Genomic DNA, 21,532 nt, shown 5'->3' with positions numbered 1-21,532 from the left:
CGGGATGGTGCAGCCGAAGCCCTGGGAAGTTGATGACGAGCTGTGGGCGTTGATCGAGCCGGTGTTGCCGAAGGTGCAGCGCCGGTTCCGCAATCCGGGGCGGCCGCGTGGGAGTGATCGGTTAGCGCTGCAGGGTGTGCTGTTTGTGCTCTACACCGGGATCCAGTGGAACTACCTGCCCCTGGAGCTGGGGTTCGGTTCGGGTCCGACGTGCTGGCGGCGGCTTCAGGAGTGGAACGAGGCCGAGGTCTGGGACAAGGTCCAGGACATCCTGCTGGAGCAGCTGCGTGTGGCCGGTGAGCTGGACTTCTCCCGCGCGGCGATCGATTCCTCCACCATCGCGGCCAAACGAGGACGTGATAGCCCAAAAGTCGGGCCGAGCCCGGTTGACCGCGCCCGGCCCGGCTCGAAACACCACATCGTCACCGACGCCGGCGGCATCCCCATCGAATCCACCCTGACCAGCGCGAACACTCATGACAGCACCCAGCTGATCCCCCTGATGTCCGAGCTACCGACCATCGGTGGACTCCCCGGCCCAGCCCCGCGGTTCCGCAGCCTCTACGGCGACACCGCCTACGACGCCAACGCCAACCGCACCTGGCTCCGCCGCCACGGGATCACGCCCTACCTGCGGCGACGCGGACGAGGACACGGCTCCGGACTCGGCACCAAACGCTGGGTCGTCGAAGCCTGCATCGCCTGGTTCCACGGCTTCCGCAAACTCCGCATCCGCTGGGAACGCTACGACCACATGCACGAAGCCTTCCTCGGCCTCGCCCACTGCATCATCCTCGCCCGCAAACTCCGCCAAGCAATCTGAAACGACCCCTAAAACTGGGACCGGGTGACATGGTCTCCGTCACCGCGTGGGGTGGGTCGTCCGGTGCGTGCGGGCTGAGTGCCTAGACTTCGGGTGAGCAGCGTCGGTCGGAGAGGTGTTTCCACGGTGATCAAGGTTGGTGTGCTGGGCGCCCGCGGGCGGATGGGTTCCGAGGCGGCGCGGGCCGTCGGCGAGGCCGCCGACACCGAGCTGGTCGCCGAGGTCGACCAGGACGATCCGATCGAGCGGCTGGTCGAGGCCGGCGCGCAGGTCGCCGTCGACCTGACCCACCCCGACTCGGTGCTGAACAACATCAAGTTCTGCGTCGAGAACGGCATCAACGTCGTGGTCGGCACCAGCGGTCTCGGCCCCGCCGAGCTGGACTCCATCCGCACCTGGCTGGCGGACAACCCGCAGGTCGGCGTGATCGTGGCCCCGAACTTCGCCATCGGCGCCGTGCTGTCGATGCGGTTCGCGGAGCTGGCCGCCCGGTACTTCGAGTCCGCCGAGATCGTCGAGCTGCACCACCCGAAGAAGGCCGATGCGCCCTCGGGCACCGCGGCGCGCACCGCGCACGTCATCGCGCAGGCCCGCGAGCAGGCGCAGCTCGGCACCATGCCCGACGCGACCACCAAGGACCCGGACGGTGCCCGCGGTGCCGAGGTCGACGGTGTGCGCGTGCACGCGGTGCGGATGACCGGTCTGGTCGCGCACCAGGAAGTCCTGTTCGGCACTGAGGGCGAGACGCTCACCATCCGGCACGACTCCTACGACCGCCGCTCGTTCATGCCGGGCGTGCTGCTGGGCATCCGCGAGGTTCCCGGTCGTCCGGGGCTGACCGTGGGGCTCGACACGTTGATGGGCATCTGACGTGGCCGCTCGGCTGTTGACCGCGCGGACCGCCGCGTTCGTGGTCGCGCTCGTGCTGCTGGCCTACCTGCTGCTGATGAGCGGTCGCGCGATCACGATGATCTCCAGCGGTGAGCCGGTTTTCATCGCGCTCGGCTTGGCGATCCTGGTATTGCCCGTGCTGGGCGCGGTTCTCGTCGTCGACCAGTTGCGCTTCGGTGCGTCCACCGAGAGGCTCGCCCGCAGGCTCGACGACGAGGATGCGCTGCCGGACGTGTCACACCTCCCGCGACGGCCTTCGGGCCGGGTCGAGCGGGAGGCAGCGGATGCGTGGTTCGACGCCAAGCAGTCCGAACTGGAGGCGTCGCCGCAGGATTGGCGCCGCTGGTTCGCCCTCGCCCAGGCCTACGACCTCGCCGGTGACCGCAACCGCGGGCGCAAGGCGATGCGCAAGGCGATCGAGCTGGAGCACGACGAGAAGCCCTGAGTGGCACCGGGAACCGATCACTCTAAAGCGGCGGATGATCGTCCGCATACCGCCGTTCGGGCTACCACTCGGTTTTACCAGGCAATTCTCAGGATTTGACCGGGTTGAATCTCAGAGAGTGGTTGAAGATTGACACCTGATGGGCGCTTCTTGATTATTACTGGCATGTCCAGGTTTGCCGGTCTGGTGGCTCGCCTGCATGTCGATCTTCGGCAGCAGGCCAGCGCACTCTGTCAGCCATAAGGCACCTCGTTCTCCCGCCACTGCAGGCGTTCTTTCTCTCTCCGACCGAGCACGTCGAGTTCATTTGGTAATCCGCGCATTCCAAATGGACTGATTCTGCGTGCCCGATTTTGGAATTCTCCACGAATAACCGGAGTAAACAATGAAAAAGAGTCTTCGAAGGCTCCCCATCGGGCTGGCCGCCCTAGCGGTGGCGGTCAGTGCGGTCACGTTACCGGTGCCGGACGCCTCCGCAGGCGTCGATGTGTCCACGCAGTCCATCAAGGGTCAGGACGGCAAGGACTACACGGTCACCAACCACATCGACAAGAAGGCCCTCTCGAAGTCCACTTCGGACGGAAAGCCGAAGGAATGGCTCGTCGTCTGGGCCGGTGACGAGAACATCGCCGACACAGTGGTTCCCGACGTCCGCAACCTGCCGGGTTCGCTCGCGGGCGGTACGGGCAAGGCGGCCAACGCGCTGCCCGGTCCCGACTTCCTGGCGGTGATCGACGCGACGAAGGGCTCACCCGGTTACGGCGAGGTGGTCAACACCATCACCGTGGGCCCGCTGGTGGAGAACGAGCCGCACCACATGCAGTACGTGTGGCACAAGGGAGACACCATCTTCGCCGGTGCGCTCTTCGGTGCCGCGACCTACGCGTTCGACGTCGGTGCGCTGCCGAACGTGAAGCTCAAGGGCATCAGCCTGCCCACCCAGACGCTGGGTGGTTCGGTGCCGGACGCGTACTGGACGCTCAAGGACGGCACCGCCTACGGCACCTACATGGGTGGTCCGGTCGTGCCCGGTCCGTACAAGTACTCGGACGGTTCGGTGCACGTGGGCAACGGTTTCGCCGGTAGCCCGGGTGAGGTCGTGCGGTTCGACCCGAACGGCAAGGTGCTCTCCGAATCCCCGGCCGCGACGCCGGGCGGGGACAACAAGAAGCTGTGCGACAACCTGCCGCGGCTCGGGGAACCGACCTGCGCCAACCCGCACGGCGTTCAGGCGCGCGAGGACCTGAACACGCTGGTCACGTCGGACTACGCCGAGCCGAGGAACATCATCCTCGACCCGGTCAAGACCACGTCGCCGTACCTGCGGCGTCCGACGGTGCGCACCTGGGACATCTCCGACCGCAACCACCCGAAGCTCAAGGCGGTGTCCTACCTGCCGGACGGCCCGCGGGCCGACCCGAAGGACCCGCTGCACAGCGAGTCTCGTGCGGCGATGGAGACCACGGTGACCAACCAGCCGGGTCACAAGGGCGCTTTCGCCCAGACCATGCAGGGCGGTGCGGTGTTCTACACGCCGGACATCACCGCCGCCGAGCCGCACTGGACCCAGGTGTTCGACGACGGCGCCGCGGCCGAGCGGTTCGACAAGGCCAACGACGCCAACGGTGGCAGCTCCAACGGTGGCTGGCTCCAGACCAGTCCGGACGACCGGTTCCTCTACCGGGCGATCCAGGGCCGTGCGGCCGGCACGTTCGGCAAGGACGACCCGGGCACGACTGGTGGCGTGTACACGCTGGACATCTCGAGGCTGGTGAACGCGGGCACCGGTTTCCAGTGCAAGATCGATGACATCCAGGAATCGCGGAGCGGTGGTGCCGAGTCCGACTGCCCGACGCTGTCGGGCACGACTCCGATCAACCCGGGCAAGGCCGCAGGTGGCCCGCACTGGGGCGCCTACGACAACTTCAAGCTCGGTGCGGACGGCAAGTACTCCGAGACCCAGGTTCCCGGACGGCTCGCCGTGTCGAACTACTTCGTCGCTCGGACCGGGAACGACGGTGACCACAAGGTCAACATCGTCAACCTGGGCCCGGACGGCAAGGTTTCGGTCGACGACACCTTCCGCGACGAGGTGACCGGCGAGGTCGGCGTCAACTTCAACCGGCGGTCGTGGCCGCACGGTGAGTTCGGCAACGCCAAGCCGCACTCCCAGTTGTTCGTGGTGTCGGACGACAACCTGAAGTAGTCCGCACGACAGAGGCCAGACACCTGGGCGCAGTGGCGAACGGGGGTGGCCGCCGTCCCGCGGCGGCCACCCCTGCCCGGAGGAATGAGATCGGAAATGGGAGACATGCACACCCACACCGGTGTGTCCAGTGTGGACTTTCTGGCGCTGACCCTGCGCGTGCTGCTGCTGACCAGCACCGCGCTCGTCGCGGGAATCGGCCTGCTGCGGGCGGGCGCGCAGATGCGAGCGCTGCCGGCCTGGATCGCCGGTGGCACCACCGCGGCGCTGGCCGGGCTCTCGGCCGCGTTCCTGCACATCAACATCGGTTTCGTGATCACGCACGCGGTGCTGGCCCTGGCGGTGCCGCTGGCGCTGCGCTGGCGCGGCGTCGCCACCTTCCTCGGGTTCGGCCTGGCGCTGCTGCTGATCGCCGAGGCCGCACTCGGCCACACCTCGCTGGCCTTCTTCATCGACACGATCTTCGTCGCGGTCGCCGTGGTCTGGTTCGGCCTGGCGCTCGCGAAGTCCTGGAACGCCGACGGCGGCCTGCGTCCGCGCCCGATCGCGCTCACCGCGGCGATCGCGCTGGTGGGAGCCGGGATCGGGCAGCTGGTCCTGTCGGGGATCTTCGACCGCAGGCTGTGGAGCACCGGCTACGGCATCGCGGTGCTGGTGCTGGTCATCGGCGCCGTCGCGGTGCTGGCGGTGACGCTGGCACTGCGCGAGACCGAGCGGGTGTACCGCTTCGGGGCGATCGGCGTGCTCGCCGCGGTCCTGGCCTGGGCGACGCTCCCCGGGATCCCGGTCCCGCACGACCTGCCGGTGCCCGGCCAAGCCCGGCTCGCCCAGGCCGCCGGAACCCCGGTCCTGGTCACCCCGAACCGCGCCGGCCACAACCTCGTGCACTTCCCGGAGGCCGCCGGCCAGGGGATCACGGTGGAGCAGGGCGATCAGATCTCCCGCGCCGTCTCCCGCCCGGGAACCTCCGGGACCTGGGCCGAGGTCGACCTGCCTGCCGGTTCCAGCGATCTGCTGATCCGCAACGGCGAGAGCACCGGGACCGTCGACGTCGACACCGGCGGCCTGCCCGAGATCCCCGGATCGGCCGAACCCGAGTGCGCCAGCGCCGCGCTGGGTGCCGCCGTCGCAGGCCTGGCCAGGCCAGTGACCTGCCCGGACACCGAGCTGCTCCCCGAGGACGCCGACGCGTTGCGCAAGAACGTGGGCTTCCTGGCCGACATGAAGGTTCCCGCCATCACCGTCGTGGGCGACGACACACCGCGCGGGAGGGCGGCGACCGAACTGGTCCTCGGCGAAGCCGCCCGACGCGGCCTGCCGGTCGCCGACAACCCGGACGGCGCCCTGGTGCAGGTCTCCGGCTGGCAGAAGGCCGGGGAGACGCTCGGAAACGCGCGCTACCTCTACGGAATCCACGTCGCGCCGTGGCTGTTGCACGGACCGGTGGTGACCGCGTCCACGGGCACCTCGATCCCGCTGCGCTTCGACCCGCGCGACCGCGCCGCCCTCACCTACGGCATGACCCAGGCCGCCGCGTTCGGTGACCCGCCGTCGCTGTCCGGGTACCGGCAGTGGGCCGCGGCGCGCGGCGAGAGCATCGGCGGCGAGGTCGCCATGTACGCCACGGCCCAGGTCGACATCATGCAGATGGCAGGCCACCAGCACGGCGGGAACGACGGGCAGTGGATCCCGCACGGAACGATCGTGGCCATCTCCGGCCCGCTAACGCAGAAGTAGGAGTGACACATGTCTGTTGTGGACGTTGAGAGACCGGCTCCGCCGCCGGTGCGCACCGCGCCGCCCGCGCAACGAGGAGTGGTGGCGATCGGCATCGCGATCGCGGTGGTGCTCGGGCTCGCCGTCGCCAACGCGGCCGGCTGGAAGATGACCGTGCTCTACGCCGTCGGTCTGGGCCTGGGACTGGTGCTGTTCCACTCCCGGTTCGGGTTCACCTCGGCGTGGCGGCAGCTGATCACCGTCGGGCAGGGGCGCGCGATCCGCGCGCACATGCTGATGCTGGGCGTGGCGGCCGTGCTGTTCGCGGGCATCCTCGGCAGCGGGTACTCGTTGTCGGGCACGCCCGAGCCGCAGCTCCAGACCGCCGGGCTGGGCGTGGTGTTCGGCGCGTTCCTGTTCGGCGTCGGCATGCAGGTCGGCGGCTCCTGCGCCTCCGGCACGCTCTTCGCCGTCGGCAGCGGCCAGACCGCGATCATCTTCACCCTCGGCGGATTCATCGCCGGGTCCGTGTTCACCGCGTTCATCTCGCCGTTCATCAAGAGCGTGCAGAGCATCGGCCCGAAGGTCTCGCTCGCCGAAACCTGGCTGGGCTACACCGGCGGAGTGCTGATCACGCTGGTCATCATCGGCGTCGTCGTGGGGGTGTCGCGGCTGGTCGAGCGGCGCCGCACGCCTCCGCCGATCGACCAGCCGCCGATCGCCCGGGGCGTGCTGCGCGCCCTGCGCGGTTCGTGGCCGCTGTGGGTCGGCGCGGTGCTGCTGGCCGTGCTCAACGCCGCCACCTTGTTCGTCTCCGGCAACTCGTGGGGGATCACCTCGGCGTTCGGCCTGTGGGGAGCGAAGATCCTGGGCTGGGTCGGCATCGACATCTCCAGCGCTCCGTTCTGGCAGGACCCGGAGAACGCGGCGAAGCTCACCGCGTCGGTGCTCACCGACCGGATCTCGGTGATGGACTTCGGAATCATGGCCGGCGCCCTGATCGCCGCCGCGCTGGCCGGTGCCTTCACCCTGCACCGCAAGATCCCGTGGCGGATGGCCGTCGGCGCCGTGATCGGCGGAATCCTGATGGGCATCGGCGCGCGCTTCGCGGGCGGCTGCAACATCGGCGCCTACTTCTCCGGCATCGCCTCGTTCAGCCTGCACGGCTGGTTGTGGGGCGTGATGGCCATCTTCGGCACCTACGCCGGTGTCGCCCTGCGACCGCTGTTCGGGCTCGGCAACCCCAAGCCGTCGGACGCCGTCTGCTGATCTTCCACCGGCTAAAACCGGTGGAGAGGAATGAGGAGGAACGAACCATGTCCCAGTCCGTCCGTCGCGTCGCCGCCACGGCGGCCATCGCCCTGAGCACCGTGCTGCTCACCGGTGGCGTCGCCCACGCCGACGACACGTCGATCTGGCTCGTGCCGGGTGTCGATCTCGGCCCGGTGCTCGGCCTGACCGTGGACCTGCCCGCGAAGTTGCTGGCCCCGGTCGTGGATCTGCTGAGCTGATCTCGCCGACCGGCCTGGTGGCGCGCACCACGAGGCCCGGTCGATCCCGTTCGAAAGGAAAACTGATGAGCAACACCGCATCCCGCGCCATCACCGCTTCGGTCCTCGCCGGAGCCGCCCTGTTCACCCTCGCCCCCGCGGCCATCGCCGCGCCGGCTCCTTCGGCCGTCACCGCCGAGGACGGGCCCGCCGTCGTCGACGAGCCCGACACCGGTGACCTCAACGACAAGTGGACCTTCGCCCCGATCGGTGTCCCGGTCTTCGGCGTGATCGACTCGGTCCTGGGCATCCCCGGACGTCTCGGACTTCCGGCTCTGCCCAGCTTGCCGAGCTTCTGACGAGGCATTCCTCGTCTGCAAGACCGACGCCCTCTCGCACCCCACTGCGAGGGGGCGTCGTCCCGTGCGCGGCGGAGGTCAGAACCAGGCGGCCATCGCGGCCGGGGCCGCTGCCAGCGCGCCGAAGCGCGCGAAGCGGCCGACGAAGCCGGTGATCAGGAACGTCGACACCGGCACCTTCGCCCAACCGGCGATGATGGCCACCGCCGCGAACGGGGGAAGGCTGGCCGCGGCGCTGATCAGCAGGACCGTGCCCGCCCAGACCGGGCGGGTCCGGCAGTTCTCGCGGAACGAGTCCAGCCAGGTCTTCAAGCGGCCCCGCGACTCCGGCCGCTCCTTCTTCTCCCGGCGCATGAACTTCGGCAGCCGGATGGTTCCGCGGGCCGCGTAGTAGTGGAGCAGCTTGCCGCCGATCTGACCGGTGGCGATGACGAGCGCGAGGACCCACCAGGGGATCCCGGGCTCCTTGAGCACCAGGCCGATCGCGAAGAGCTCGACGCTGATCAGCGGGAGCAGCGCGGACGCCACCGACACACCGAAGGTGGTGGACAGCAACCCGATGATCGTCAGCACTCAAGGCTCCCGGAGGACAGGCGTCAGTCCTGCTCGAACTCGAACTCCAGCGGCCCGGTCAAGCGCATCTCGCGGAGCGGCCGCCCTCCCGCGTCCAACGTGCGAACCGTACCGTCCGGTGCCCACCCCGCAGCGCGGTAGAACGACAGCGACGCCGAGTCCGACTCCGGGACCCAGGTGATGCCACGCGTCGCTCCGCGCTCGGCGAACCGGCGGCCGATCGTGCCGAGCAGGCGCCCGGCGTGGCCGCGACGGCCCCAACGCGGTTCCACCAGCAGTGCGCTGACCAGCACGGTCGTCGACGCGTCCGCGGGGAGCGCGCCGTCGGCCGCGGCGACTTCGGATTCCGGGGCGGGGCCTGCGGCGCAGAAACCCACGGTCCAGCGACCCTCGATCCCGAGCAGCACGGTGGCCGCGCCGGAGGTGACCGCTTCTCGCCACTCCTGCTCGGCCTCGGCGCTGTCCAACCCGGCCAGCACCGCGGGCGAGAGGACCTCGGCGTAGGCGGTCTGCCACGTCTCGACCTGAATGCGTGCGATCTCGGCGGCGTCGGACGCCACCGCCTCGCGCACATCGGCTTCAGCCATGCGCGCCAACCTAACGTGTCCGGTCTCGGCCTCGGCGACCAGTCCCGGCTCGCCCGCCCGCCGGGGAGGTGCTGTCGGGGCGTGCTGGCACGATCGCCGTGTGCAGACCATCAGCAACGACACGGCGCGCCGAACGGCGCTGGCGGCGCAGGGCTTCGCGGACCCGCGGCCACGAGGTGCGGTGACCCGGCGGCACCTGCAGCGGGCGTTGTCCCGGACCAAGCTGCTGCAGCTGGATTCGGTGAACGTCGCGGTGCGCGCCCACTACATGCCGTTGTTCAGCAGGCTCGGTGCCTACCCGGCGGAACTGGTCGACACCGCCGCGTGGTCGCACACCGCGCGACAACCCCGGATGCTCGTCGAGTACTGGGCGCACGAGGCGTCGCTGATCCCCGTCGAGGACTGGCCGTTGCTGCGCTGGCGCATGCGCGAGTACGGCGGTGCGTGGCGCAAGCGCTCCCGCGAGCTGCTGGAGCAGAACCCCGAGCTGGTCAACGACGTGCTGACGGCCGTCAAGGAACTCGGGCCGATCGGTGCCGGCCAACTGGAGCGCGAGCTCGGCGGCGGCGAGCGCCAGGGGCGCGGCCCCTGGTGGAACCGCACCGACACCAAGCGGGTCTGCGAGCTGCTGTTCGCGATGGGGGAGCTGACCACCGGTACCCGTCGCGGGTTCGAGCGCCTCTACGACCTGCCGGAGCGGGTGCTGCCCGCCGATGTCCTCGCCCACGAACCCGAGGACTCCGATGCGGTCCGCGGGCTGGTGGAGCGCTCCGCCCAGGCCCTGGGCATCGGCACCGAGACCGACCTGCGCGACTACTACCGGCTGGGTCCGGACCAGTCGAAGCAGGCCGTGGCCGAACTCGTCGAGGAAGGCGTGCTGGAGCCGGTCGACGTGCGCGGGTGGCGTCAGACCGCCTACCTCCACGCCGAGGCGCGAACCCCGCGCAAGGTCAGCGGTCGTGCGCTGCTGTGCCCGTTCGACCCGCTGATCTGGGAACGTTCGCGCGCCGAGCGGATTTTCGGCTTCCGCTACCGCATCGAGATCTACGTCCCGGGTCCGAAGCGGCAGTACGGCTACTACGTCTTCCCCTTCCTCCTCAACGGCGAGCTCGTCGCACGCGTCGACCTCAAGGCCGACCGGGCTGCGGGCGTGCTCCGGGTCCCCGGAGCGTTCCTCGAACCGGACCGCGACGCCGCGCTCGTCGCACCCGAGCTGGCCGCCTCGCTGCACGAGATGGCGACCTGGCTCGGACTCGACGACGTCGTGGTGGGTGAACGAGGGGACCTCATCCGCCCGCTCAACGCCGAACTCGCGCGCGGAACCGGGTAGCGGATCAGCTGGCGGTGGTCAGCACGGCGTCGCCGCTGCCGGTGCGTCCGAAGATCCGCAGCGTGGGCTCGGTCTCCGGTGGCTGATCGGCGACGTCGAGATCGCTGCGAGCGGCGCCCGTGGACGAGGTCAGATCGACCTCGGCCGCCGTCCCGCGGTGGATCGACACCTGCAGCTCGCCGGACCCGGTGATCAGCTCGACCTGCCCGTCCACCGCGTCGGCCAGGGTGATGTCACCGCTGCCGGTGCGCACCAGCACGTCGGCGGACACCTCGCCGAGCCAGATGGTGCCGGAGCCGTTGGCCACGGAGGACGATCCCCCGATGGCGCTGACCTCGATGTCACCGCGCCCGGAGCGCGCGTGCACGCCTCCGCGCATGGTGCCCAGCCGCAGGTTCCCGGAGCCGCTGCGGACGGTCGCCCGGTCGCCTGCCTCGGCGACCGCCACCGCGCCCGTTCCGGCCTGCACGTTGACCTTCCCGGCGGCACCGGTCACCGCGACCTCGGCCGAGCCGCTCTGCACGCCGACCTCGGAGCCGATCGGTGCCGTCACCCGGACCGCGAGCGGAACACCGCGCAGCGGTGCGGTGGAGGGAGCGCGCACCACCAGCCGACCGCTGGTCATGTCGATCCGCGTGCGGCGCACCGCTTCGACGATCGGCTCCTTCGACAGGGTGCTCGGGTCGAAGCCGCCGCGCGTGCCGGTCTGGCCGAACTGCTCGGTGACCCAGCTGAGCAACCCCGTCAGCCCGCTCTGCCAGTCCTGGCCGCTCGATCCCAGGTCGTGCCGGATCTCGACGTGGGTCACCGGAGTCTCGGCCAGTTCCACCACGACCGAACCGCGGTTGTTCCCGATGTCGATCCGGATCGGGCTGTCGGAGTCGAAGTCCTGACTGCGCAGCAGGTCCGTCAGTTCTTCCTCGGCCTGGGACCACTCCCGGTCGAGGTCGGGCTCGTCGTCGTTGTTCTTGTCGCTCATCTCAAGTCGCCCTTCCGCCACGTGATCCGGTCAGCCCTGCACCCAGCCGCGGACGTGGGAACCGCCGCCCTCGCCGCCGGGCCACCCGCCGCGCGGTCCGCCGAAACCGGGGCCGTCCCACGGTCCGCCGCGGCCACGTCCGTGCCCGTGCCCGCGACCGCCGTGCCGGGGCCTGCCGCGCCCCGGCCGGTCCCACGGCCCGCCGCGCTCGCGCCCGTGCAGCGCGCCCTGCACCGCCTGCGCGACGAAGGTGTTCAGCGAGACGCCCTGGGTAGACGCCGCCTGCTCGGCCTGGGACTTGATCTCCTCCATCAGGCGGAGGGTGATCCGGCTGATGTCGCCGTTGTCGCCGCTGGGCGGCGGGGGAGGTGGTGGCTCGGTCTCCTCGTCGTCGACGGGGGCGGGTCCGCCGCCACCGCTGACCACGACTCGGAGATCGCGGCCGTCCAGCCGGAGGTCCACGACCTGGCCGTCGAGGTTCGTCGTGACCTCGGCTGCCAGGTCGGACAGCGCGTTCATGATCGCCAGCCGGGCGGCCGGCTCGATCGCGCCGGACAGCACCGCCGCCGTCTGCCGCGTCTGGTCGTCGCCGGCGGCAGCGGCCGAGGTGAGGTCTTCGCGAAGCTGGTCGATGTACGGGTTCAAATCCATGACACCACTATGGCGGCGTGGATGACGTCACGCAACCGCTCGATGGTGTCAACCGGCGTCAGGGGGCTCGTCAGCCCCGGCGGCTAGGCTTTCGGGCAGCACAGGGGGAGTCGTGAGAGAGCAGGGAAAGGGGCACGCCAGTCGTGACCGAGATCGTGCGGCCGAAGGTGCAGCTGATCGGCAAGACTGAGTTCTTCCCGCCGGAAGACGTGGACTGGTCGACCGACGCCGACGGTGGGCAGGCGCTGGCCGAGTTCGCCGGTCGCGCGTGCTACCAGTCGTGGCACAAGCCGAACCCGGCGACCGCCACCAACGCCGGATACCTCAAGCACATCCTCGAGGTGGGTCACCTGTCCGTGCTGGAGCACGGTTCGGTGTCGTTCTACCTGACCGGGATGTCGCGCTCGTTGACCCACGAGCTGATCCGGCACCGGCACTTCTCCTACTCGCAGCTCTCGCAGCGCTACGTCCCGGAGCACGACGCCGCGGTGGTCGAGCCCGACGTCATCGCCGATGACCCGGAGCTGCACGAGAAGTTCCTGCAGGCGGCCGAGGCGAGCGCGCAGGCCTACGGCGACCTGCTGGCGGCGCTGGAGGCGAAGTTCGCCGACGATCCGACGATGACGCTGCGCCGCAAGCAGGCGCGGCAGGCGGCGCGCTCGGTGCTGCCCAACGCCACCGAGACCCGCATCGTGGTCACCGGCAACTACCGCGCGTGGCGCCACTTCATCGCGATGCGCGCGTCCGAGCACGCCGACGTGGAGATCCGCGGCCTGGCCGTGGAGTGCCTCAAGCAGCTCCAGAAGGCCGTGCCGAACGTGTTCAGCGACTTCGAGATCACCACGCTCAAGGACGGCACCGAGGTGGCCTCCAGCCCCTTCGTCACCGAAGGCTGATCATCGTCCTGATCTGCGGTCGTTCTGCTTCGCCGGCCGCAGGGCTGAAACGGCGCCCGGGACAACCCCGGGTGCCGTTTTCGTTTCGATCGCCGCCACGTCCGACGCTCCGGAAGATCGGCGTTTACAGTGGGCGCCATGGGTGTGGCCAGCGATGAACGCCAGCTGTTGTGCGAGCTGTTCGAGCAGATCGGCCCGGACGCGCCGACGCTGTGCGAGGGGTGGAAGACCAGGGACCTCGCGGTGCACCTCGTGGTGCGCGAGCGACGGCCGGACGCCATGGCCGGTCGTCTGATCAAGGCGCTGGCCGAGCGCGGTGAGCGCGCTGAGCAGGAGCTCCGCCAGCTCGCCTGGCCGGAGCTGGTCGACCAGGTCCGGCAGGGGCCGCCCAAGTGGAACCCGATGAGCATCGGTGGGGTCGACGAGACCGTCAACGCCGCCGAGTTCTTCGTGCACCACGAGGACGTTCGCCGAGCGCAGCCGGGCTGGCAGCCGCGACCGTCCGAGGAGGTTCGCGACGAGGCGCTGTGGAAGTCGCTGAGCCGGGTCGCGCGGATGTTCTACGGCCGCAGCCCGGTGGGCGTGGTGCTGCGCCGTCCCGACGGCACCGAGATCCAGGCCAAGCGCGGTCCGCGCACCGTCCGCATCGTCGGCGAGCCCGCTGAACTCCTCCTGTACGCCTTCGGCCGGAGTGAAGCGAAGATCACCTTCGAGGGCAACGAGGCGGACATCATGGCGATGCAGGACCTGCGCCGCTCGTTCTGAAAAAACTCCTCGTCATGGGCGTGATCAACCGAAAGAAACACGCCTGATCGGGCCTGTCGGAATCGGCTTTCCGGCGGGCTCGGTTCAGCTCGGTCGGCTGTCTTCCGCAGGCCCCTGACCAGGTAGCGTCGGGACCATGACCGACTGCCCTACCGCCATTCCGGGCCGCCCGTTCGGCCGCGTCCTGACCGCCATGGTCACGCCGTTCGACGAAGACGGGAAAGTCGATCTGAAGGTGGCGCAGGAGCTCGCCGCCTACCTGGTCGACAACGTCGGCAACGACGGGTTGGTCGTCAACGGCACCACCGGTGAGAGCCCCACCACCACCGACCGTGAGAAGGAACAGCTGCTGCGCGCGGTGGTCGAGGCCGTGGGCGACCGGGCGACCGTCGTCGCCGGTGCCGGCACCAACAACACCGAGCACTCCGTGGAGCTGGCGCGCTCCGCCGAGAAGGCCGGTGCGCACGGCCTCCTGGTCGTGACCCCGTACTACTCCAGGCCGCCGCAGGAAGGCGTCTACCAGCACTTCTGGACCGTCGCCGACGCCACCGAGCTGCCGGTGATGCTCTACGACATCCCGCCGCGCAGCGTCGTGCCGATCCAGGTCGACACCCTCAAGCGGCTGGCCGAGCACCCGCAGATCGTCGCGGTCAAGGACTCCAAGCACGACCTGTGGGCGGGCAGCGAGGCCATGAACGACGCGGGCCTGGCCTACTACTCGGGCGAGGACCCGCTGAACCTGCCGTGGCTGTCGGTGGGCGCCGTCGGCTTCGTCAGCGTGATCGGCCACGTCGTCGGCGACCGGCTCCGCCGGATGCTCGACGCCTACGAATCCGGTGACGTCGCAAGCGCTCTGGAAGTCCACAAGGGACTCCTTCCGGTCTACCGGTCGATGAACTTCGTCGGCGGCGTCATCTTCGCCAAGACGGCTCTGCGGCTGTGCGGCTACGAGACGGGCCTGCCGCGGTTGCCGCTGCCGGCCGCCACGGAGGAGCAGGTGCGGTTGATCACCAGCGACCTGTGGGATGCTGGCCTGGTATTGGTCAACCCGGATGCAGCACAGAGGTGACACAGCGTTGAGCGCACAGGCGACAGCGACCGAGTACCACGCGGTGACGCCGACTTCGTCGGCACCACCACGCCCGTTGGCCGAAGGTGGTCTCAGGGTCGTTGCGCTCGGTGGCATCGGCGAGGTCGGCCGGAACATGACGGTCTTCGAGTACGAGGGCCGACTGCTCATCGTCGACTGCGGCGTGCTCTTCCCGGAGGACGACCAGCCCGGTGTGGACCTGATCCTGCCCGACTTCGGTGCCATCGAGGACCGGCTGGACGACATCGACGCCCTGGTCCTCACGCACGGCCACGAGGACCACATCGGCGCTGTGCCGTTCCTGCTGCGGCTGCGGCCCGACCTGCCGGTCGTCGGTTCCAAGTTCACCCTGGCGCTGCTGGCGGCCAAGTGCCGCGAGCACCGGCTGAGCCCGCAGCTGATCGAGGTCGCCGAGGGGCAGCACAGCCCCCACGGCCCCTTCGGCCTGGAGTTCTTCGCGGTCAACCACTCGATCCCGGACGCGCTGGCGGTGGCCATCCGCACGCCCGCAGGGGTCGTGCTGCACACCGGTGACATCAAGCTGGACCAGCTGCCGCTGGACAGCCGGCTGACCGACCTGGCCGGGTTCTCCCGGCTGGGCGACGAAGGCGTGGACCTGTTCCTCGTCGACTCCACCAACGCCGAGGTGCCGGGCTTCGTCACGCCGGAGCGCGAGATCGGACCGGTGCTGGACCGGGTGATCGGCTCGGCGACGCAGCGGGTCATCGTGGCCTGCTTCGCCAGCCACGTGCACCGCGTGCAGCAGGTGCTGGAGGTCGCCGAGAAGCACGGTCGCAAGGTCTGCTTCGTGGGCCGGTCGATGGTGCGCAACATGGGCATCGCCGCCGACCTGGGCATGCTGAACGTGCCTGAGGGCCTGCTCGTCGACCTGGACCAGGCGCTGGAGATGCCGGAGTCCGAGGTCGCGTTCGTCTCGACCGGTTCGCAGGGCGAGCCCTTGTCGGCGCTGTCGCGGATGGCGCGCGGCGAGCACAAGCAGATCGGCATCCGCGCCGGTGACACCGTGGTGCTGGCGAGCTCGATGATCCCGGGCAACGAGACGGCCGTGTTCGGCGTGGTCAACGGACTGGTGCGGCTCGGTGCCCAGGTCGTGCACCAGGGCCACGCGAAGGTCCACGTGTCCGGTCACGCCTCCGCCGGCGAGCTGCTGTACCTCTACAACGCGGTGCGCCCGAGCAACGTCATGCCGGTGCACGGCGAATGGCGCCACCTGCGCGCGAACGCCGAACTGGCCAGGCTGACGGGCGTCCCCGCCGACCGGGTGGTCATCGCCGAGGACGGTGTGGTCGTGGACCTGGTGGACGGCATCGCGAGCATCGCGGGCCGCGTCGAGGTCGGTCACGTCTACGTCGACGGCCTGTCGGTGGGCGACGTCGGTGAATCCACGTTGTCGGACCGGTTGGTGCTGGGCGAGGGCGGTTTCATCGCGATCACCGTCGCGGTGGACGTCACGAACGGGCGCGCGGTCTCGCCGCCCACGATCTCCGGCCGCGGCTTCTCCGACGACCCGAAGGCCTTGGACGAAGTGGTGCCGCTGGTGGAGATGGAGCTCGCGCGCACCGAGGCCGAGGGCATCACCGACACGCACCGCATCGCGCAGTCGGTGCGCCGGGTGGTCGGCCGCTGGGTGGCGGAGAAGTACCGCAGGCGCCCGATGATCGTGCCGAACGTGCTTCCTGTCGGTTCCTGACCTGCTGACTCGAACGGGGTGGCTCGGAAATCCTTCCGGGCCACCCCGTTCGTCCGCGCGCATCACTCCGGGTGACCGGCTGCGCTGCGGGGCAGTCCTGATCAGTGCCCGGTTCCGATCGCCCGTTACTCGGTCGTGCGAGATGTCCTCTGAGGAATGTCCGAATCCGCTGTGCACCCTGGGTGTTGTCGAACACCTCACGAGTGGACTGCGTGGCACCTTGGCGTGACCCACCGAGCTGGGTGCCCCATCCGCTGCCAGGGTGAATCCCGCCGGTTCGAGCTTTCTTCGTTCCGCGGGAAAACCACTCGGAGAGATTGGGGTCTGAAGGTGCGTACTTCCGCTCGACTTCTCGGCGCTGCCGCCGCTGCAACTGCACTCATGGCCATCGGGGGCCCGGCATTCGCTGACAGCTCGGACAACGACGGGGTCAACCTGCTCAACGACAACAACGTGAGCGCGGTGCCGGTCCAGCTGTGCGGCAACAACGCGGCGGTCCTGGGGCTGACGGCTCCGATCGCGTCTCCGCAGGACAGCGCCTGCGTCAACGCGCCGATCTCCGACGGCTGAGCCGACACAAGAATCGCAGGAGCGGGGCCGGCCTCGGTGGAGAGGTCGGCCCCGCTTCGCGTCTCAGACCCGCGCGGTCGGGCTCGTGAGGAGCCGGATCATCTCGTTGACGGTCCCGATGAGCTTCCGGGCGTCGGCCGGCGCGAGCGTGTACCACTCCTGCCCGTCCCGGCCCGGCTTGCGCTGGGCCAGGTAGCAACCGGCCTCGGTGGCGAAGAACTGCACGTTGAACGGCAGCGACCGCGTCCGCCGCACCTTCCGGTCGTAGGCGCGCACGGTGATGAGACCTTCCAGGCTGCGCTTCGCGGTGAACGCCTGGGTCAGCGTCGTCGCTTGCGCACCGCGGATTCCCGCGTATCCCAGCGCGGCGGACAGGGTCCGCGCCGAGCCGCCCATCCGCGTGCTCACCCGCTCGATGTGCGCGTAGGGGACCGACACCGACGAGCCGTCGGCCGCGGTGACCTTGCCGAGCAGGTTGACGGCGTTGCCCGCGAGACCGCCGTGCTCGTGCCGCTTGACGCGGATCTCCCGCAGGTCGTCGGGACTGTCGCCGTCGGCCTGGTAGGCCTGGACGGTGCTGCGGCCGTACTCGACGAGCACGGCGTTGAAGTTCTCGCCCTCCCGCGCGTGGACCGCGAGTCCGATCGCCAGCGGCGGCCGGGCCAGCAGGTGCACGGCCTCCTCGACGAACGGGTGCAGCTCGTCGCCGTCGAACAGGCTCTGCTGGACGAGCTGGCGCCGACCGAGCTCAGCCGCCTCGCGGCGTTGAGACTCGGTGGCGTCCAGCGGGAGCCAGCCCACCCGCAGCAGCGGGTGGAGTTGCAGGTCGAACCGGGTGCAGAGGTAGTTCGCGGCAGCGGGAGGCAGGCTCAGCTCACGCCTGGCCACGAATCACCGGCCTCGGTCGGCATCACCGAAGACCGCAGGCGCGGTGCGCTGCATGTCGTTGGTGAAGACGTCGTCCTGCTCGACCAACCAGCCGGGACGCTCGTGCTCCTGCTCCTCGGATTCGCCCTGCTTGCCGCGTCCGGCACCGGCGCCCGCTCCGGGCGCACCGGCCTGGCCGCCACGACCCGCGGCACCACCGGCGGCGGCGTTCGCGCCACCGGCACCACCGAGACCGCCCATCCCGGCACGGCCTCCGGCGCCGCGGCCCACGGGCGCGCCTGCGCCTTCGCCGCCGCGGCGACCACCGGGGCCGCCGTTGGGGGACGCGGCCCAGCGACCGTTGTAGGGGTTCTGCCGTTCCCACGCGCCGGTCTGCGGGTTCTGCCGGAACAGGGTCCCGTCGGGACCGCGCACGACGCCCGGCGGAAGCCCGGGAGCCGACGGTGCCGGTGTCGCCCAGGACGGGTTCGACGCGGCAGGCGGAGCGGACGGAGCGTGCACCGCAGGTGCGGCGCTCGGAGTCGACGCCCACGCCGACGACGTGCTCGACGGTGCGGAGTACGCGCCGCCGGAGTACGAGGAACCGCTGTCACCAGCGGAATACGTGCTCGAAGTCGGGTAGGACGACGCGGGCGGAGCCGCGGGCGGCGGCTGGTCGACCGGCTGGAACTCGGGCAGCCGCGCGATCACGCCCTCGGTCTGCTGGCTGTAGCGCTCCATGACCTGGTTGGCCTGCTGGTTGGTGTCCACGTAGGCCTGCTGCCGCTCTTCGTAGTCCGACATCCACCCGGTCACCGGGTTCGAGTCGAGACCCCAGTCCTCGACCCACCCCTTGCCCGGCGGGTCCAGAAGAGCGCCCTGCCCGCTCGGCAACGGGTCGTCCTTGACGGGAAGAGCCTGAAAAGCCTCCCGCTGGTAGGAATTCTGCTCCTCCAGCGCTGTCTTGACCCCGCGCGAGGTCTCGGCCGCCGAGCGAGCGAGCGGCTGGATCTCAGCGATCGAGGCGTTGGCGGATTCGGCGGCACGTCCTTCGTGGGCCGATTCCGCAGCGCGCAACGCGTCGGCGATGTCGGTCGCCATCTGGTCGAACTTCGTCCCGACGTTCTCCCAGAGCTTCACGCCCTCGTCCGAAGGCGCTGGTACAGCCGCAGCGTCTGGGGTCCCACCCATCTGCTTGCGGTATTCCTTCGCACTACTGGCGTAGCACATGTCCATCGTGTTGTCTCCCCAGTGGATCCTTATTTGGCGGCGGGAAGGGTCGGCACCGACGCCTCAAGGGCTTTCTGCGTCATCGAGCACGGATCGGCAGTGCCGAACGCGAACGCACCCAGCACCTGGTTGTCCATCGTTCCCAGGTACATCCAGCAGTTCTGGGTCTGGGCCGGGTCTGCCTTGTTGCCCTGGACTGTCGGATGACCGGCGATGTTCAGTTCGCGGAAGTCGACGAACGTGGACTTGTTGTCGATGTACCACTGGACCGAGGTCTTGGACGGTCCGAGCGACAGAGTCGTGGCACCGTTCTCGGACTTCCAGGTGCACTGCGGTGGCATGTCGGGGTCCACCGAACTGGTCTCGACCTCACCAGCTGGATTGAGCCCCAGCGATGTGGCGGCGTCAGCCGGGAGCAGCTGGCAGAGGTCAACAGCGGCCGCGTCCTTGGGATCGCTGATCGCTGGGCCGGCCTGGCCCTGGGGCGGCGGCTGCGGCGCGGGCTCATTGCCCGAGCCACCCGAGCACGCGCTCATCGTGATGGTGAGCGCGATGGTCGCGCCCGCTACCAGGCTTCGCTTCAGAGTCTTCATCTCCGCCATCTTGCCGTGATCGAGTTTCACTGTTCCGTGTGGCGCACGCTGGAGGCTGCGGCGTCGTCGTTGCGCCTGTACTCGTCCAGAGTCGCCTGGTACGCCTCGATCTTTTCGGTGAGCTTGGTGGTCAGATCCTTCACGATCACCTGAAGGGATCCCTGGTCGCCGATGGCGCGCTCGTTGATGGCCTTGAAGGCCGACGAGGTGTAGTTGTCCTTGGCCGTCAGCTCACCGGCGAAAGCACCTGGTCCGGTGCGCGCGATGCTCTGGACCATCGAGCGCGCGTTGTCCCGGATGTCTTCGAGCTTCTTGATGGCGCTCTCCAGACCAGCTGGATCGACCAGGTACCCGGCCACGGCGGTGTTCCCCCTACTTCGAATGACACGTCTGGCTTGGGCCCATCTTCGGCGATCACCTGTGATGATCACAGCGTTTTGGACCGGCGCACATTATGAACGCGATCACCCTACCGAGTGAGGGGGTTCCGAGGCCGCATCACTCGGATGTCGCAATCCGCGGCCGGTGAGGGCGTGCGATGGGGCGCCTCGGTGGTCGGAGGCGCCCCATCGGACGTGGTGATCTTCAGCTGTTGGGGGTCGTGAGGTGGGTTAAGAAGGTGGACCAGGTGGTGTTGTCGAAGACCAGGGTTCCGCCGGTTCGGTCCTTGGTGTCCCGGACGCCGATGGCGGTGCTGGTGATCGCGACTTCGACGCACTCGTTCTGCGTCGCGCTGTAGCTGCTCTTGCGCCACGTCGCATCCGTGGGGACACGTCGTTCGATCATGGTGCGACCTCGCGTCTACTCCGAGTACTCGTTGCGCACCGATCGTAGAACTTTCAGAGATTCCTTCGGCGAGAGCGAAGCTGCCTGAAGCCGATCCCACAGCCTGGCGTAGGTCAGTACCGCGTCCTTGGCGTCCAGGTAGCGCGCGTCGTCGAGGCATTCGACGTAGACGAATTCCAGCGGGGCCGCGATTCCGTTCGACGGGATGCGAAGCATGGTGAAGTCGTACGAGGTTCCGCCTGGCGGGGCATCCACATCAAACGGCAAGACCTGAAGACTCACGTTTCGCTGCAAGCCCATTTCGGCGAGGTGGTCGATCTGGTCGCGCATGACCTCCGCTGTGCCGACCTTCCGGCGAAGGCAGGATTCGGAAAGCACGCATGCGAGGCTCGGCGGCTGGTCCCGGGTGAGGATGGCCTGCCGCTCCTGGCGAGCGGCGACGTTGGAGTCGATGTCCTCGCTCTCCCGACGCGCTGAAGCGGTGTCCATAGCGCGGATGTAGCCCTCGGTCTGGAGGATTCCCGGAATGATCTCCCCCTGGACCTGTCGGATCTCCTCGGCGTCGGTTTCGAGGTCGACGTACATGCGGAACCACTCGGGGAAGACCGCGCGGTACTCGCCCCAGCGGCCTCGGCTGCTGCGGGTCTTGGCGAGCTCGAACATCCACTGCATCTCGTCGGGGTCGACCTCGTAGAACTCCAGCAGGAGCTTGAGGTCTCCCTTGGAGATGCCGCCCTGGCCCAGTTCCAACCGGCTGATCTTGCCGATTCCGGCGTCCAGTGCGTCGGCCGCTTCGGCCTGCTCGCGGCCGGCTTTGATGCGCACGTGGCGCATTTCGTTCCCGAGCTGAAGTCGCCGCACGGTGGGTGTCGCCATCGATCGCCTCCGAATCCGATCTTGTTCACTCGCCAGTGTTCCGGATTCCGGTTCGCGGGAACATCACTCGATTCGGCAATTCCACAATCCGCGATCGC

24 protein-coding genes are annotated in these 21,532 nt (G+C 69.2%); 14 read left to right on the top strand and 10 right to left on the bottom strand.

Annotated features, from left to right (window positions below):
* Nucleotides 1-4 precede the first annotated feature (4 nt).
* The 8 genes from FHU35_RS07240 (at nt 5) to FHU35_RS07200 (ending at nt 7,930) form a co-directional block, all read left to right on the top strand.
* Entirely contained in the window at nt 5-823 is an 819-nt protein-coding gene (locus FHU35_RS07240) for an IS5 family transposase (RefSeq protein ID WP_145737558.1), read from the top strand.
* 126 nt (nt 824-949) lie between these two features.
* Nucleotides 950-1,693 (top strand): 4-hydroxy-tetrahydrodipicolinate reductase, encoded by a 744-nt coding sequence (gene dapB / locus FHU35_RS07235; protein ID WP_281290216.1) that lies wholly within the window; start codon nt 950-952, stop codon nt 1,691-1,693.
* 16 nt (nt 1,694-1,709) lie between these two features.
* Nucleotides 1,710-2,159 (top strand): hypothetical protein, encoded by a 450-nt coding sequence (locus tag FHU35_RS07230; protein WP_186459338.1) that lies wholly within the window; start codon nt 1,710-1,712, stop codon nt 2,157-2,159.
* A gap of 385 nt (nt 2,160-2,544) precedes the next feature.
* A complete protein-coding gene (locus FHU35_RS07220) occupies nt 2,545-4,365 on the top strand; it encodes a hypothetical protein (protein ID WP_246110114.1) in 1,821 nt (606 codons plus the stop codon).
* 96 nt (nt 4,366-4,461) lie between these two features.
* On the top strand, nt 4,462-6,102 hold the full coding sequence (locus FHU35_RS07215) for a hypothetical protein (RefSeq protein ID WP_145737556.1): 1,641 nt from the start codon (nt 4,462-4,464) through the stop codon (nt 6,100-6,102).
* A 9-nt stretch (nt 6,103-6,111) separates the two neighbouring features.
* Entirely contained in the window at nt 6,112-7,350 is a 1,239-nt protein-coding gene (locus FHU35_RS07210) for a YeeE/YedE family protein (RefSeq protein ID WP_145737555.1), read from the top strand.
* Nucleotides 7,351-7,397: 47 nt separating this feature from the next.
* A complete protein-coding gene (locus tag FHU35_RS07205; protein ID WP_145737554.1) occupies nt 7,398-7,592 on the top strand; it encodes a hypothetical protein in 195 nt (64 codons plus the stop codon).
* Between the two features lie 65 nt (nt 7,593-7,657).
* Nucleotides 7,658-7,930: a hypothetical protein gene (locus tag FHU35_RS07200; protein ID WP_145737553.1), complete on the top strand. Its 273-nt coding sequence runs from the start codon at nt 7,658-7,660 to the stop codon at nt 7,928-7,930.
* Between the two features lie 78 nt (nt 7,931-8,008).
* Here FHU35_RS07200 and FHU35_RS07195 read toward each other — a convergent pair whose 3' ends face one another.
* The gene (locus FHU35_RS07195) at nt 8,009-8,503 is read right to left on the bottom strand and encodes a YqaA family protein (RefSeq protein ID WP_246110113.1); all 495 of its coding nucleotides are present in this window, start codon (nt 8,501-8,503) and stop codon (nt 8,009-8,011) included.
* Between the two features lie 23 nt (nt 8,504-8,526).
* The gene (locus FHU35_RS07190) at nt 8,527-9,090 is read right to left on the bottom strand and encodes a GNAT family N-acetyltransferase (protein ID WP_145737552.1); all 564 of its coding nucleotides are present in this window, start codon (nt 9,088-9,090) and stop codon (nt 8,527-8,529) included.
* 100 nt (nt 9,091-9,190) lie between these two features.
* On the opposite strand from FHU35_RS07190, the gene FHU35_RS07185 reads away from it, so the two are divergent.
* Entirely contained in the window at nt 9,191-10,420 is a 1,230-nt protein-coding gene (locus FHU35_RS07185; protein ID WP_145737551.1) for a winged helix-turn-helix domain-containing protein, read from the top strand.
* A 4-nt stretch (nt 10,421-10,424) separates the two neighbouring features.
* Here the strand turns inward: FHU35_RS07185 and FHU35_RS07180 are convergent, their stop codons facing one another.
* Nucleotides 10,425-11,399, bottom strand: a complete 975-nt coding sequence (locus tag FHU35_RS07180; RefSeq protein ID WP_145737550.1) for a DUF4097 family beta strand repeat-containing protein — start codon at nt 11,397-11,399, stop codon at nt 10,425-10,427.
* 30 nt (nt 11,400-11,429) lie between these two features.
* Nucleotides 11,430-12,050, bottom strand: coding sequence for a toxin-antitoxin system HicB family antitoxin (locus FHU35_RS07175; protein ID WP_145737549.1), 621 nt, complete (start codon nt 12,048-12,050; stop codon nt 11,430-11,432).
* A gap of 143 nt (nt 12,051-12,193) precedes the next feature.
* Here FHU35_RS07175 and thyX point away from each other — a divergent pair, with 143 nt between their 5' ends.
* The 5 genes from thyX to FHU35_RS07150 all read left to right on the top strand — a co-directional run bounded on the left by thyX (nt 12,194) and on the right by FHU35_RS07150 (nt 17,082).
* On the top strand, nt 12,194-12,946 hold the full coding sequence (thyX, locus tag FHU35_RS07170) for an FAD-dependent thymidylate synthase (RefSeq protein WP_145737548.1): 753 nt from the start codon (nt 12,194-12,196) through the stop codon (nt 12,944-12,946).
* Nucleotides 12,947-13,084: 138 nt separating this feature from the next.
* Nucleotides 13,085-13,711 (top strand): TIGR03085 family metal-binding protein, encoded by a 627-nt coding sequence (locus FHU35_RS07165; protein WP_145737547.1) that lies wholly within the window; start codon nt 13,085-13,087, stop codon nt 13,709-13,711.
* 136 nt (nt 13,712-13,847) lie between these two features.
* Nucleotides 13,848-14,780, top strand: a complete 933-nt coding sequence (gene dapA / locus FHU35_RS07160) for a 4-hydroxy-tetrahydrodipicolinate synthase (RefSeq protein ID WP_145737546.1) — start codon at nt 13,848-13,850, stop codon at nt 14,778-14,780.
* A 43-nt stretch (nt 14,781-14,823) separates the two neighbouring features.
* Complete coding sequence (locus FHU35_RS07155; RefSeq protein ID WP_145738016.1) at nt 14,824-16,512, top strand: ribonuclease J; 1,689 nt, start codon at nt 14,824-14,826, stop codon at nt 16,510-16,512.
* Nucleotides 16,513-16,893: 381 nt separating this feature from the next.
* Entirely contained in the window at nt 16,894-17,082 is a 189-nt protein-coding gene (locus tag FHU35_RS07150; protein WP_145737545.1) for a hypothetical protein, read from the top strand.
* 63 nt (nt 17,083-17,145) lie between these two features.
* Here the strand turns inward: FHU35_RS07150 and FHU35_RS07145 are convergent, their stop codons facing one another.
* From FHU35_RS07145 to FHU35_RS07120, 6 genes are all read right to left on the bottom strand, one after another.
* The gene (locus FHU35_RS07145) at nt 17,146-17,970 is read right to left on the bottom strand and encodes an ESX secretion-associated protein EspG (protein ID WP_145737544.1); all 825 of its coding nucleotides are present in this window, start codon (nt 17,968-17,970) and stop codon (nt 17,146-17,148) included.
* Between the two features lie 3 nt (nt 17,971-17,973).
* Nucleotides 17,974-19,140, bottom strand: coding sequence for a hypothetical protein (locus tag FHU35_RS07140; protein ID WP_145737543.1), 1,167 nt, complete (start codon nt 19,138-19,140; stop codon nt 17,974-17,976).
* A 68-nt stretch (nt 19,141-19,208) separates the two neighbouring features.
* Nucleotides 19,209-19,781: a DUF3558 family protein gene (locus FHU35_RS07135; protein WP_145737542.1), complete on the bottom strand. Its 573-nt coding sequence runs from the start codon at nt 19,779-19,781 to the stop codon at nt 19,209-19,211.
* A gap of 17 nt (nt 19,782-19,798) precedes the next feature.
* Nucleotides 19,799-20,131: a hypothetical protein gene (locus FHU35_RS07130; protein ID WP_145737541.1), complete on the bottom strand. Its 333-nt coding sequence runs from the start codon at nt 20,129-20,131 to the stop codon at nt 19,799-19,801.
* A gap of 226 nt (nt 20,132-20,357) precedes the next feature.
* Nucleotides 20,358-20,558 (bottom strand): DUF397 domain-containing protein, encoded by a 201-nt coding sequence (locus FHU35_RS07125; RefSeq protein ID WP_145737540.1) that lies wholly within the window; start codon nt 20,556-20,558, stop codon nt 20,358-20,360.
* Nucleotides 20,559-20,573: 15 nt separating this feature from the next.
* On the bottom strand, nt 20,574-21,434 hold the full coding sequence (locus tag FHU35_RS07120) for a helix-turn-helix domain-containing protein (protein WP_145737539.1): 861 nt from the start codon (nt 21,432-21,434) through the stop codon (nt 20,574-20,576).
* Nucleotides 21,435-21,532: the final 98 nt, after the last annotated feature.

It is taken from the genome of Saccharopolyspora dendranthemae (genome assembly GCF_007829955.1).
Classification (GTDB): domain Bacteria; phylum Actinomycetota; class Actinomycetes; order Mycobacteriales; family Pseudonocardiaceae; genus Saccharopolyspora; species Saccharopolyspora dendranthemae.
This window is presented reverse-complemented; position numbering and strand designations above follow the sequence as displayed.